We start from the raw sequence: 14,261 nt of genomic DNA on the forward strand, positions 1-14,261 counted from the left end.
GGTAATTAAAAAATTGTCAGCCCAATATAGGGTAAGCGAATTGCACTAAAGCACATAGCCTAAACTATTGTATTATTGAGACCAACGAAGGAAATTCCTTAACGGACTTTTCGGATTAAATTGGCCATGTACACGTATTTCATGTCCCTTAATGCAATACCGTCCTCCATTGCTTTGGTAGAGCTTGGCGTTGCGCCTTCCATCCAATTAATATTTTGGTTTAAGGCCTGCGTATAGTCCTTAAACATACTTACTGTCATATGTGATGCGTAAGTATCACTACCTATTGGACTAATAAACCGAATTAGCCCCCAATTGGCTTTTCCACCAGCATCGACTACTTTCTGATGGATAGGTTGAAAAATTTCCATTTCCGCTCTTTCATAAGAATTGTAGTTGTCCAAACCCACCTTCATCATATCTATTTGGGCTACGGTACCTAATGGCATATCGAATTCCCCTTTGGTAGCAGAAATTTGTTCTGTATATATCCTTACCGCCAGATTCCTAGTTGAGGAGGAGTGATGTAACTGTTTATTTAGATCGGCCTCTGACCTATCTGGATAGGCAGCCTTAACCCTGTCCATTAAATGTTCCCAGCTGCTACCATCCATCATCTTTACGGGATCGTTGTAAAGTGCTACAGTAAGGTATTGAAATCCTTGCTGTTCTCCCCCAGGACTTAGGAGCCAAAGGTCCCATCCCATAATATCTCCAGCATTCACTCGCTCTTGGTGAATTTTCTCCCAAAATTCTTCCGTTGCGCTGTATTCCACTTCCTGTTCATTGTCCACCTGCATAAATTCAAATACCAGGTATAATTTTTCTTGGGCAATAGCCATATTGCCAACCATTACTACTGCGAAAAAAATTAGAAAAGTTTTCATAATTATAGGGGTTATTGATTAATGTAATTTTGTGGAATTATGAAGCTACCTTAAAATCATAGTTCATATTAAATTTCAAAACATATTAATTAATAAATCCCAAATTATACAAGTAAAAAGGACGAAGGAAAGCTTTTTTTGTCCGTAGATATACTAAAAATTACCAAAGTAATTAAATAGTATGTAGGTGTTTCAAGAGGTGTTCTTTAAAGGTTTTACTTAGAGGGATAACCTTCCTTTTTATTTCCAAATGATGTTCACCAACAACATCCAACTTGGATATATTTACCATATAGGACCGGTGCACCCTTATAAACTTGTGATTTTTAAGTTCGTTTTCCAAAACTTTTAAAGTGGTACTGATGAGGTAACTGCCATTTGAGGTTATTAAATTGCTGTAATTTCTATCAGCTTCTATATAGGAAATATCATCTAGTAACAATTTCATCATTTTTCCATTATGTCGTACAAAAATTCGGTCGTCCATTACCTGTATGTGTTGTTGTTCGTCACCTATAGTATCATTATTAGTATTCATTATTTGTTGTGCTACCAAAGCTATAGTACGTTGCAGATCAAGATTACTAAAGGGTTTGGAAATAAATGCATACGGATGTGTGGCCTTGGCTCTCGCAAAAGTGGGTTCATCAGAATTCGCCGTTAGGTAAATAATGGGAATATTATGAGTCTCCTGTATTTTAGACGCGGCCGTTATCCCATCAAGATCTCCCTTCAAGTTAATATCCAATAAAATAATATCGGGCTTGTTAGCTTTCGCATGTAAAATAGCCTCTTCACCTCTGGTTACCAATCCGGTAACTTCGTATCCTAAATTGGATAGTTGCAACGAAATATTCGCTGCAATAATCATATCGTCCTCTACAATTAAAATTCGTGTTTTTTGATCCATATCTATGCTGCTTTATGGTGTTGAAACTCGAAGGAAATAGAGATTCCATCACTATTTTTCAAAACCATCTTACCATCCAATTGCTGTGTCAGTAACTTCACCAACTTGGTACCGAACCCTGTGCCTATAACTTCACTTTCCTCTGTGAATCCCACCCCATTGTCAGTTACCTTGAGTTCCAATAGGGATTCGGTTTCCACAAGTTCAATAGTAATTGTCCCTTCAGAATTATCGGGAAAGGCATATTTTAAGGAATTGGTGATCAACTCATTCACTATTAAACCAATTGGAGTGGCAATATCTACGTTTAATTCAATTTCCTTCATTTTATAAACCATGGAAATCCTATTGCTGGCACCATAAGAATCCAAAACATAACTCCCAAGATTCATAAAATAGGTCCTCATTTCTATGGAGGTGAGGGTTTTGCCATGATATAAGTTTTGGTGTATCATACTCATGCTCTGAATCCTATTTTGTATCTGACACATGGTGTCCTTGATCTTTATATCGTTGATCTGGGCTGTTTGAAGTGACAATAAACTAGATACCACTTCCAAATTATTCTTTACTCTATGGTGTATTTCTTTGATCAGAAATTCCTTCTCCTCATTTTGATACTGTAGCAGTACATTCTTTCTTCGATTATTTTTAATAGCAACGAACCCCAGCACCAATAAAAACAACAACAACCCTATAATTATGGAGGTAAGAATTTGCTTGGTATATTGTTTCTTTATTTTGGTCTGCTGTAAAAGGATGGTATTTTCCTTCTGCGCCACATCAAATTCCGTTTGCAACAATGCGATACGCTGATCCGATTCCGCAGTAAAGACTTTCTTCTTTAGTTTATCGTATTCTGAAAATGCCTTATAGGCCTCCATATAATTGTGATTCCCTGCCAAGGCCTTGCCTAAGGTTTCATAAGCCTGACTTAAATAGTAGTCGTCCCCAAAGTTTTCGGTAGCCACTTCAATGGACTTTTGAAGGCTTACAATTGCGCTACTATATTTGCCCTGCAAATTTTGTAATTTCCCTACGGAAAGGTGAGCTCTCATCAACAGAAAGGTATTTTCCAGCAAGTTGGCATATTTGATTGCTCTTTTTCCTGCCTTTTCTGCGGCCTCGTAGTTATTTTGGTAGCAATACAATTCTACTAGAGAGATATAAATATCGCTTAAATTATTATAGAACCCGTATCGTTCCCCTATAGATTTGGCGTGGTCATAATATTTAAGTGCATTCTCATACTCGTTTAAATTCATATAATTATTACCTACTACATAGAGCGTAAAATCATAATCCAGGTCGTTGATGCCACGTTCCTCAAAGATTTTAGTAGCTTTTAGTCCATATTCCAGTCCTTTTTCAAATTTAGACTGCTTCCAAAAAATATTACTAAGATCACTATAGGCAAGAGCAATGGCCTTTTTATCCTTGTTTAAATTGCCCAACCTCAAGGATTCCAACGCATAATCCGCTGCTCTGTCTAGCTGCCCCCTACGCTCAAAAACATATCCTAATTGAGTGTTTAAAAATGCCAAATCACGATTCAGCACCTTGGTTTTGGCATCTTCCAATACGATCTGTGCGCTATCCAATTTCTCCATTCGCAGTAAAATAGCCCCCTGAGTAATCTGAAATCGGCCGTTCCAAAGGGTATTTTCCTTAAGCGAAGTCAGCTGCAGCCCCTCTTGGGTATACTGCAAGGCTTTTTTCAAATTCCGGGTATGCCAATAATAGGAGAGGTCGTTCAGAATTGAAAATTGTAAAGTATCATTATTTGTCACCTTTTTATAGGTATCCCCTAAAATGGACAAATAGGATTCTCCAAAATTATCAGTTTCTACAAAAATTCTTTTGTAGGGTTCATTTTTATTAAATTCCGGTAACTGTCCAGACAAGGCTATGCTGAACATTAGATATGAAAAAATAGTAATATAGACTGGTCTTCCCATTTCAGTACCTTATTATTAGGTCTTAAGAAGTCGGGATTTTAAATATACGTTTTTTTTTTCTTAACTCTTCGATAAATAATATCATCCATTCGGACATCAATAGCGTCTTTTCGTCCAAATTTGATTGTTTAAGAGCTTTGCATCCAATTAATTAGTGGTATAACAAGGTTTAAAGATCCAGAATGGAATGGCAAACAATACCAATTACTATTATGTTCCTCCTTTTTATTTCATGTAAAAACGAGACAAAATCCTTAGACATAGACCTCCATAAGGATAACAAATGGACTATGGGAGTTAAAGAGCAAACCGGGGTTCAAACCTTCGTGGACAATTATTTAAATACCATAAACGATACTCTATTAAATGGGAAAATTACAAAAAACTATACACGGAATATGAACGGAATACCCGTTGCAACCAACAAAATTGAACTAAACGCCAAAATGAATCTATATGCCATAGGCTTCCCAAATTATACCATTGACAAAACGTATACAGAAATATGTGGCAATCGGGCCTTTATCCAATGGGAGTTTTCGGGCACCAATACAGGGCTTTTCGCAGAAGTTACAGCCACTGGTAAAAAGGTACATATAACTGGATTCTCACAACTCTATTTTAATAAGGAAGGCGAACTGTACCAAGAGGATATTTTTTTTAATGAATTGGATTTTTTGCAACAATTGGGTTATTCCCTATCCCCTCCTAATTTAAAATAGCCCTTTAAATAAATATTTCCCTAGTAAATTAATTATTATAAACCAACATATTAATACCATGAGAACACTAAGAAAAGTATTGATTATCGCATTCCTTTTAGTACAAGGATCTATTTTATTACACGCTCAGGCAGAAAAGAACCAAGCCTTTTACATTCACGAGGATCAGGTAAAACCATCAATGATCCAAGAATATGAAACGGTTTCCAAAGATTTTATGGAAGCCTGTAAAAAACACAATATTCAAGATTTAAGTTGGCAAGTGGCCTCTACTTCAACTGGTCGTTATTTCAATATATCACCCATAGAAAATATGGCTGAACTGGATAAGAATGTCATGGCTCCCTTAGCAGAAAAAATGGGAGATGAAGCATTTAAGGACATGTTTAAACGCTTTAACCAATGTTATGACAAACATGGGGACTACATTATTTACCTCAACAACGAACTTACTTATATGCCAGAAGGAATCAGTATCACAACTGAGGGTCAAAACTTTCGTAAATGGCATTTTTTGAACGTAACTCCGAACAACATTCAGAACCTTAAGGGCAAGCTTAAAGAGCTAAAGGCCCTATACGCAAAAAAAGGATCCAAGGAATACTATCGTATTTACCACAACGGATTTGGCACTATGGGCGATTATTACCTAGCGGTGGTCTCTGCGATAGATGCAGAGGATTATGCGAAAAAATCCAAAGAAAATGAAGCCTTGCTAGGTGAAGAAGGCAAAAAATTATTTCAGGAATTATTTGAATACGTCAATAAATATGAAACTGAGTCTGGTGGCATGCATCCAGAACTGGCATATGCACCAGAAAAATAATTCAAGGTCATGAAAAAGTTTATTTTTATTAGTTTAGCTCTAATCCTTAGTAGTTCCTGCGAAAAACAAGAAAAGCGCTACAGCCAACAGTCATCGGAAATTGAAACTGTAAAATCATTAGTCACGAATTACAATAATAAGACTTACGATACCAGTATATATGCAGACACCTCAAAGACCCGCTACAATTCTGTGGAAAAATCCTTGTCGGCCTCCGAAACAATGGCATACCACCAGGCTAATGACGCCAATTATGTTTCACGTGGTTTTTTGGATAAGGATCAGGAATTTGAAATGGTCGTTACAGATGATGGGGAAACCTGGGTTAATTGCTGGTTGGACTGGAAAGGAATCTTAAAGGAAGATAACCAAGAAGTAACCATTCCCATACATTTAACCTATCAATTTAAAGATGGCAAAATTGTTAGGGAGGTTGGTATCTGGGATGGTTCACCAGTACTTCTAGCCCTTCAAGAAATTGAGGCTAACAAGGAAATGTCTGCCGATGAAAAAGTCATTAAAACCACTATTGAAAATATAGTCAATGTCTGGAATACCAAGGATAAGGAATTAATGAATTCAAGTCTGAGTCGCAATATCCTCAGAACGGACAACGGTACTACTATTGCAAAAAAAACATCGGAGTACGAGGATTTCATAGAATTATATCACGCCGCATTTCCGGACTTTAAAGTGAAAATCAACAAAATGGTCATCGATGGAAACAAGGCCTTCCTAAATTGGACTTGTACAGGCACCAACAAAGGAGAATTTATGGGAAACCCTCCTACCAATAAAAAGATTGAAACCCATGGCTTTAGTATCTGGAGTTTTGACAAGGAAGGAAAAGGGGAGCAAGAGGATGCGTTTTATGACAATCTAGTGGTTTATCAACAGCTTGGATATTCTATGCCAGTCCCTAATTAACAGCATGAAATGAGCATAACCGAAAATTTATGATAAATAATGTAAACCTGACTGCCGTCAGGCAAGTCTACATACCTGTACTGGAGTTTACCAGCCGGAGGCAGGCGCAGTCGAAATAAAAACGTTAAAAGACATTAAATAGGCACCTATGAATACCAAACCTAACAGTGTAATCTGTCCTATTAATTTTGGGGGAAACTTAGGGTAGCTTCCTGTTAGGTTTTTTTTATAAAAAGGTAAGAATGATAAAGATGGAAAGGCATTCTAGAGCCATGAAATTTCAAAAATACGAGCCAAAAGTCAATGGTACTAGCAATAATAAATAGGTTATTATCTAAAAAAAAAGACGATGAAAAAAGCAATTATAATGCTGTTACTGATTCCAGTTATGGCAATCTCACAAAATAATGAAGGTTATGCTGTTTTAGAAAATGGAATGCTCACACCAGATCCAGCAAAAATTACAGAATTTGAATCGGGATTGGCTGCGCATAACAAGACCTACCATGGGGAGGGTCTTTATGGCGCTAGGGTATATTGGATCGCCAACGGAAAAAATACCGGTAGTTATATGTGGGTAATGGGGCCTTTACCATGGGGGGAAATGGATAAAAGACCTGCCCAAAAGGAACACGATACGGATTGGAAGAAGAACGTTTTGCCCTTTGTTTTACCACAAGGTGAACAAACCTATTGGAAATTCCACCCAGACCTATCCAATTTCCCAAAGGATGTTACCCTTAAAAATTTATTAATAGATGTATACGACATAAAAAGATTTAAAGACAATGAGATGCTCGAAATCCTAAAAAAAATACATAAGACCATGGTAGAGAAATTTCCAGAGGAAACTTTTGGCATGTACACTAACGAGCTCCCAAGTATGACTGATGGCAAGGATTTGGCTTATGTTTCATTTTTTGAGAAATCGGCTTGGATGGGGATAGATGGCAAATTTTCTGAAAAATACAATGAGGTACATGGCGCGGGGAGCTTTGAGAAATTCCTTGAAGACTGGGAAGATATAACACTAGGGAAATATTCTTCTGAAATTTGGATATACCGCGAGGACCTAAGCGGATTAAAAGGTGAAATTAAGGCCATGGCCCGTCAATAATCCTATTTGAATTAGCTATCATTTACTTCTTTACGGACCTTAGCCGATAAGCCCAGGAATTTTTCCTGGGTTTATCATTTTCCCGAAACAATAAGCTTTAATTCTAAATTATTCTCAAGGAATGCGCAGGAATAGGACTAAAAAATAATAATTTACCTTTTTATATATTATTAAATATGAGTACCTTAAAGGTAAATTAACAATAAATACAAAAATCATGGCTACAGTTAAATCCTTAAACAAATGGGCCAATGCACACTCTTATTACCCCTTGGATTTGGTACGCATTGCCCTGGGAATTTTTCTCTTTATAAAAGGGATAGATTTTATGTCGAACCACCAACTTATGGCAGAAATGATCCAACCTTTTCAAAGCATGCCAGGAGGGATGATTATAATGCACTACGTGGCACCCGCACATTTTTTAGGTGGTTTTTTGTTAGTGATCGGATTATTGACTAGGTGGGTAGTTATAGCACAAATGCCTATCATCATCGGGGCCATATTAGTCAATTTCCTAGGTGAAATGAATGTCAGCAACCTAATTCTGGCCACTATCGTTTTAATTCTTTTGGTTTTCTTTTTAATCTATGGTTCAGGCAAACATTCTGCGGACTATTATCTAAAAATGCAGAAATAAAACGTTCGTCTCGTATAGTAATCTAAGGTATCTCATAATAAAACATTAACATATTTGAGTGGATAATAATCTAAGACCCAAAAGTAATTTTCTATCTAGTATTGAACGTATTATCCTCAAGATACTATTCATTCCTTTGTCTGCCCTATTGCTGTTGAACGGTTGTGAGCGTAAGAAAAGCAACCCCAATCACACAGATGACAACCCAATCCCGGAACCCACAACAGTAGCTTTTACGGTAATAGGCGACGTGCCCTATTCCGAGGACCAACGAACAGGGTTGTTGAAATTAATCCACACACATAATATAAGAAATCCCTCGGATTTTGTAGTACATGTTGGAGACATAAAACCTGGTGCCGTTCCTTGTGAAGAATTTATTTATAAGGATGTGGATAGTATTCTAAGAATTTTTAAGGCTCCTACATTTATAGTTTTGGGTGATAATGAGTACAATGATTGTGATGATCCAGCGCAGGGAATGGAATATTGGAATAAGTGTTTCTTACATTTTAATGAAAACTGGACTTTTGAACCCATTATATCATATCAGAAGGAACGAAATGAAAATTTTAGCTGGGTTATGGAAAAGGTCCTTTTTCTTGGCATTAATCTGGTTGGAAGCTCAGTTCATGACTCCACAGAGTGGCAAACTAGATTGACCGATAATGGGAATTGGATAAAAAAGCAAATGAAGGAACAAAAAGATAAGGTTTCTGCGGCCGTAATTTTCGGTCATGCCAACATTGTTGAAACGGAACCCGATAGATTTCGAGTATTTACAGATGCGTTTAGGGCCGCCTCCAAAAGCTTTAATCAACCTGTGCTTTTTGTGCAAGGCGACGGTCACCTTTGGATTCAAAACAAGCCCTGGCCAGAAAAAAATATTAGCCGACTTCAGATTGACGGTGGATCCAAGGCCGTTAAAATTACGGTGGATACCCGTTTGGAGAATCCATTTTTATTTGACAGGAGGTTTTTGGAATAATAAACGCCATGAAAACCACCTATAATTTAGTCGAATATAGTATTTCCTATTAAAATCCAATATCCAGTCAAAGCAGTTATCCCTATTGATTAATTTCTTCCATACAGACCACATTATACGTTTAAACATAATAGGTGTTATAGATAGTTTTCATAATTTTATACGTTTAAATAATACTGTATGACAATTACACAATTGCAATATGTTCTTGCCGTTGCCGAGCACCAAAATTTTACGCTTGCAGCAGAAAAATGTTTTGTGACCCAGCCAACTTTAAGTATGCAGGTTCAAAAGTTAGAGGATGAATTGGATATTTTAATTTTCGATAGAGGTAAAAAACCGATCGCCATAACTGAGGTGGGATCAAAAATTGTGGCACAAGCCAAAAATATTGTCAATGAAGCCAATCGGATAAAGGATATAGTAGACCAAGAAAAAGGGTTTATTGGAGGGGAATTTACGCTTGGGATTATCCCCACGGTCATGCCTACCCTCCTACCTATGTTTTTAAAGACTTTTATTACCAAGTATCCCAAGGTAAATTTAATTATAAAGGAGAAAAGTACGGAAAACTTGATCCGCAATTTACAAGACGGACATTTAGATGCTGCCATAGCGGCTACTCCTTTGGAAATAGAATATATCAAGGAACGGCCTTTATATTACGAACCCTTCGTAGGTTACATACCTCCAGGCCACAGACTGGGAACGGCTACCCAATTAATTCCTGAGGATTTGGATATTAATGATGTATTGTTGTTGCGGGACGGTCACTGTTTTAGGGATAACATATTAAATTTATGCAATGCCTCCAAAAATTTTAAGGACGAACATTTTCAATTACAGAGCGGTAGTTTTGAGACACTCATAAACTTATCTAATGAAGGTTTGGGGATGACACTCCTTCCGTTTTTGAATACCTTAGAATTAGACGAAAGAAAGAAAGAAAATCTAAAAAGTTTTCAAAGTCCCTCTCCCGCAAGAGAGGTAAGCCTAATTTATCACAAAAGCGAACTCAAGATTCAAATTACTAACGCCCTATACGATGTAATATCAAGTGTAGTGCGTGGTGCTATAGCATTTCAAGATGTAAAGATTATCAGTCCATTAAACAAAAAGTTCTAAAAAATAATCAAGTAGCATTTAACTGGTGCAGGTATTGATAATAATTTACTATCCAAAAATAGGTGGATAAGAGGGGTCAAAATCACATCAAAAAATCCATCTTTAAAATTTAGAATTTCACTTTAAACGATGGCCGATAGTCACGAATAGTATATTTAATAGAATTATGCGCGCTAAAACTGGCTCAGAAAGGCGTTACATATAAGATGTCCTTTTCCTACCCCGATGCAAGCATCGGAAAATAAAAATCTCATGACATAACCATCAGAAATCTTTAGTCTGAATTAAAATTAAATTGTCTAAAAAAAAGCCCTCTTTTATAGGGGGCTTTAGATCATGACTTTAAATAAATTAGACTTTGACTTAATTCTGGTTTGTCAAAAATATAACGTTGTAACCAGAGTTTTAATTCTTCTATTTCACATGGTAGTAATCTTGTCACTGCTTTTTTTAATTCCTTACAAAATAACTTTGCGTCAAAACTAACCTTTTGCAGAACGGTTTTGGTATACTCTAACATAGCTCTTGCCATATTTCAAAATATTTATTTAGGTTGTTACAACTAATATAACCAATTAAGCCATATATTATTACTTTCCAATCGTTAAATAATAGATAATTTGATGTTAAAGTAAGCTAAATCCTATTTTTAACTACGATTTTAGTCTCATATTCTTGTTTTTAAAATTGGCACCTAAGTTTCCGAGTTTTGTTGTTACCAGCACTGGTCACCATTAGATTTAAAACATTGTATATCAACAAATTGAACAATAACCTATTATCCCTTAGTTTTTCCATTTAAAACAACACTCTATGTATGGAATGCAGTATCAGCCCTACAGTATTATAGGCGAATGCTAAAGATTCCATCGTTTTAAGGTTCGTTAAGGATTGTACTACTATTACACTTTTCAACAACACTCTTTAAGACTACCAAATGGAAATATTGTAAACACCAGTATAACACTAATCGGAGCAGACTCCCATTAAATTCCAAACCGAAGTGCTAAAGAAAACTGGGCACATTGGACAATAATATTTCCTAAGGGGATATTTAATTACCTATTCGTAAAACCCTAGTCTTAAGTGATATGAACAATATCTTTACCAAAAAGTGCCACCGAAACAAGGAAGTTCATGTAAATTATTATTTTAAATTTCCGAGAACCTTATTGATCAATTAGCTTAGTTGCATCTACGTGCTTGTTAAATTTCTCTAATAAGATTTTTAATTTTGGCACAATATAATTTTGGCAGAATGGCTTTCCCCTATCATTAAAGTAATAGTTATGAAACATGGGATCCGAACTCTTGAAGGTTACAAATGGCAGGATTTGGGTGATCAATTTTCCTTCAAAATTCGACTGAAAACGATGTAGGGCGCTTTTCGCTCTTTCGGAGTCCAACACAGTAAATGTATACACAGCGGACCTATATTTATTGCGCATGCTATGGCCCGAAGTGGAATTATGGGTATGTAAATGAATTAAAATTAAATCCGTCAAATCTATTAGCTGCTTGTTATAATGCACCACCACTGCTTCTGAAAAGGAAATGGCCTCTCCTTCAGATGCCACAAAACCCTGAGCTACACTTGTAACTCCTTTTAAAGCCAGGAACACCGCTTCCGTACACCAATGACATCCTCCACCAAAAGCAATTTTATCCGTATTTACCATAAAATATTGGTCGTAGTATCAAGAGGAAAATAACGCATTTATTTTGGCGTATTGAAGCAATAATATGGTTTTGGCATCTTTAATAGTACCAGTGGCAACCATTTCCAAAGCCTTTTCAAAAGTCATCTCCATCACCTCTATATTTTCGGTCTCATCGTTGGCTCCTCCCCCTTCTCCTACTTTCATTTTCGCTTCATAAGAGCCTATAAAAAAATGAAGGATTTCCGTAACGGATCCTGGGGACATATAAGATTCAAAGACCTTCTCTACCTTATCTAATTTATAACCGGTTTCTTCCTCCGCCTCTTTCTTTATACATGTTTCCGGAGCATCACCATCCAATAGTCCTGCACAAACTTCGATCATCATTCCATCTTCATTGCCATTTATATACGTTGGCATTCTAAATTGTTTGGTAAGGATAACGGTTCCCTGGCTTCTGTTGTACAATAGTATTGCGGCACCATTACCCCTGTTGTAGGCTTCTCTCGACTGTTTTTCCCAAGTACCGTCCTCCTTTTTGTATTCAAAGGTGATTTTGTTCAGCGTATACCAATTATCGGAAAGAATTTCCCTTGTAATATTTCTTACATTCTTGTTTTTCAACTCTTATTATTAATGATCAGCTGTTAAGTTAAGCTAAAATTATTACATAATCTTATACGGAATTTCAGCTTAAACCGAACACTAGCTATAAAATATATGATACTATTAATGAATACCTTTTTAAACCGTTACAGCCTTGTTTAAATACCTTCTAAAAGGAAGCATTTCCCTATATACTGAAATCACTTTTTCCTTAAAGTTGAGCTCAAAAATGTCATCTTGACTAAGGGGATGCGTTACGGCAAAAGTCTTGTTTCTTAGAAGATCTATATGGGGATGCTCATTGGAAAATCCTTTCGGAGCTTTTATAAGTCGGTGGTCCACTACCAGATCCCCAAAAGCTTTTTTAAAGCTGGTTTTGTTCAAAATTCTTTGTAATTCCTCTCCATCATAATCTATAGCATCCCTTATACTGCGTAATGTTTTGGCGTCTGGTCTCCAGATTCCACCAGCAAGCATGGACTGCCCTAAACCAATCTCTATATAAAAATCCCCTGAGTTGGGAGCCTTGTCCAAACCAGCACCAAAATGATCCTTATAAATAGGTTTGTTGGGATGGAACATTAAATTGTTATTAATTCGATTTATTCCTTTCTTACCAGGAGTTGGATAATAGTCATTGTCTAGGCTTGCTAAAGCTTGGTCCATTTCATTCAACCATTGGATGTATTGGTCCCTGACCTCTTGGTACCATTTTCGATTTTTATCCATCCATTCCTTCGAATTGTTCTGATTGAGTTCTGTTAGAAATTGGAAGAGGTTATTAAAATTCATAATTATAATAAAGCTTACTAAATTTTTAATTGATTATGGATACTATTACCCCAATGAGATGAACATGTTCTAATTGGCCTTTTTAGAAAAAACTTCATCTTATTCAACGTAGCTCGACTAAAAACGATTATCACCACCTAAAAGATCTCCAAAGCCCCCTAAAACACTACCTTCTCCTTTATCTTTCCCTCCTCTAGGAATCGATGCCAATACCCGTCCTGCAAGTCGACTAAAAGGTAACGACTGAATATAAACGGTGCCAGGCCCCCTAAGAGTGGCATAGAAAAGCCCTTCTCCTCCAAAAACGGTGTTTTTAATACCTCCCACAAATTCAATATCGTAATCCACATCTTGGGTAAACCCAATTATACATCCGGTGTCCACTTTTAAGATTTCTCCTACTGAAAGGTTTTTTTTCGCCGTTGTACCACCTGCATGGACAAAAGCCAAACCATCGCCTTCCAGTTTTTGCATAATAAAACCCTCTCCCCCAAAAAGCCCTCGTCCCAATTTCTTAGAAAATTCGATTCCAACTGAGACCCCTTTTGCAGCACATAAAAAGGCATCTTTCTGGCAAATAAATTTTCCGCGAAATTCTGTTAAGTCAATCGGAATTATTTTCCCTGGATAGGGAGAAGCAAAACTCACCTGTTTCTTACCCTGTCCTATATTAAGAAAAACGGTCATAAACAAGCTTTCTCCAGTTAGCAACCGTTTTCCAGCAGAGAACAGTTTTCCCAAAACTCCGGTATCCTGATTGGAACCATCACCAAAAATAGTATCCATTTTAATATCGGAATCCATCATCATAAAACTGCCCGCTTCGGCTACTACTGCTTCTTGGGGATCTAGCTCAATTTCCACATATTGCATTTCTTCTCCGTGAATCTGATAGTCTATTTCGTGTGCATTCATTTTGTTTAGGTTTTAAGGTTGTGTTGTTAATGAGTGATACGCTACTACAAATTAATATTTAATGTGCTCTATTCTTCAATATATGATATCACGTAATTAAAATCCAATAATTTTGGATATAGGTAGCAAAAAAGGGCGATTTGTTACATGGTGATTTAAGAAAAAAGATAAAAAGGAGTGAACAGTA

The 14,261-nt window shown here is 36.6% G+C and carries 15 protein-coding genes; 7 read left to right on the top strand and 8 right to left on the bottom strand.

The features are described 5' to 3' along the window. Positions 1–98: 98 nt before the first annotated feature. From KCTC52924_RS00425 to KCTC52924_RS00435, 3 genes are all read right to left on the bottom strand, one after another. Complete coding sequence (locus KCTC52924_RS00425; RefSeq protein WP_251808730.1) at positions 99–887, bottom strand: hypothetical protein; 789 nt, start codon at positions 885–887, stop codon at positions 99–101. A 172-nt stretch (positions 888–1,059) separates the two neighbouring features. Continuing rightward, positions 1,060–1,797: a response regulator gene (locus KCTC52924_RS00430; protein ID WP_251808729.1), complete on the bottom strand. Its 738-nt coding sequence runs from the start codon at positions 1,795–1,797 to the stop codon at positions 1,060–1,062. A 2-nt stretch (positions 1,798–1,799) separates the two neighbouring features. After that, positions 1,800–3,755: a histidine kinase dimerization/phosphoacceptor domain -containing protein gene (locus tag KCTC52924_RS00435; RefSeq protein ID WP_251808728.1), complete on the bottom strand. Its 1,956-nt coding sequence runs from the start codon at positions 3,753–3,755 to the stop codon at positions 1,800–1,802. A gap of 182 nt (positions 3,756–3,937) precedes the next feature. On the opposite strand from KCTC52924_RS00435, the gene KCTC52924_RS00440 reads away from it, so the two are divergent. The 7 genes from KCTC52924_RS00440 (at position 3,938) to KCTC52924_RS00470 (ending at position 10,100) form a co-directional block, all read left to right on the top strand. Then, positions 3,938–4,477, top strand: coding sequence for an ester cyclase (locus KCTC52924_RS00440; protein WP_251808727.1), 540 nt, complete (start codon positions 3,938–3,940; stop codon positions 4,475–4,477). 58 nt (positions 4,478–4,535) lie between these two features. Further along, a complete protein-coding gene (locus tag KCTC52924_RS00445; RefSeq protein WP_251808726.1) occupies positions 4,536–5,303 on the top strand; it encodes a hypothetical protein in 768 nt (255 codons plus the stop codon). A gap of 9 nt (positions 5,304–5,312) precedes the next feature. Further along, on the top strand, positions 5,313–6,230 hold the full coding sequence (locus tag KCTC52924_RS00450) for an ester cyclase (protein ID WP_251808725.1): 918 nt from the start codon (positions 5,313–5,315) through the stop codon (positions 6,228–6,230). Between the two features lie 349 nt (positions 6,231–6,579). Then, positions 6,580–7,347, top strand: coding sequence for a hypothetical protein (locus tag KCTC52924_RS00455; protein ID WP_251808724.1), 768 nt, complete (start codon positions 6,580–6,582; stop codon positions 7,345–7,347). 217 nt (positions 7,348–7,564) lie between these two features. Further along, a complete protein-coding gene (locus KCTC52924_RS00460) occupies positions 7,565–7,987 on the top strand; it encodes a DoxX family protein (RefSeq protein ID WP_251808723.1) in 423 nt (140 codons plus the stop codon). A 58-nt stretch (positions 7,988–8,045) separates the two neighbouring features. Beyond that, positions 8,046–8,975: a metallophosphoesterase gene (locus KCTC52924_RS00465; protein ID WP_251808722.1), complete on the top strand. Its 930-nt coding sequence runs from the start codon at positions 8,046–8,048 to the stop codon at positions 8,973–8,975. 180 nt (positions 8,976–9,155) lie between these two features. Beyond that, entirely contained in the window at positions 9,156–10,100 is a 945-nt protein-coding gene (locus KCTC52924_RS00470) for a LysR substrate-binding domain-containing protein (protein ID WP_251808721.1), read from the top strand. 334 nt (positions 10,101–10,434) lie between these two features. Here the strand turns inward: KCTC52924_RS00470 and KCTC52924_RS00475 are convergent, their stop codons facing one another. From KCTC52924_RS00475 to KCTC52924_RS00495, 5 genes are all read right to left on the bottom strand, one after another. Then, a complete protein-coding gene (locus tag KCTC52924_RS00475) occupies positions 10,435–10,632 on the bottom strand; it encodes a hypothetical protein (protein WP_251808720.1) in 198 nt (65 codons plus the stop codon). Positions 10,633–11,269: 637 nt separating this feature from the next. Next, complete coding sequence (locus KCTC52924_RS00480; protein ID WP_251808719.1) at positions 11,270–11,779, bottom strand: peptide-methionine (S)-S-oxide reductase; 510 nt, start codon at positions 11,777–11,779, stop codon at positions 11,270–11,272. Between the two features lie 18 nt (positions 11,780–11,797). Next, entirely contained in the window at positions 11,798–12,385 is a 588-nt protein-coding gene (gene nudK, locus KCTC52924_RS00485) for a GDP-mannose pyrophosphatase NudK (protein WP_251808718.1), read from the bottom strand. A gap of 120 nt (positions 12,386–12,505) precedes the next feature. After that, complete coding sequence (locus KCTC52924_RS00490; protein WP_251808717.1) at positions 12,506–13,159, bottom strand: DUF2461 domain-containing protein; 654 nt, start codon at positions 13,157–13,159, stop codon at positions 12,506–12,508. Positions 13,160–13,276: 117 nt separating this feature from the next. Further along, positions 13,277–14,074 (bottom strand): TIGR00266 family protein, encoded by a 798-nt coding sequence (locus KCTC52924_RS00495; protein ID WP_251808716.1) that lies wholly within the window; start codon positions 14,072–14,074, stop codon positions 13,277–13,279. Positions 14,075–14,261 lie beyond the last annotated feature (187 nt).

Source organism: Arenibacter antarcticus, assembly GCF_041320605.1.
GTDB classification, from domain to species: domain Bacteria; phylum Bacteroidota; class Bacteroidia; order Flavobacteriales; family Flavobacteriaceae; genus Arenibacter; species Arenibacter antarcticus.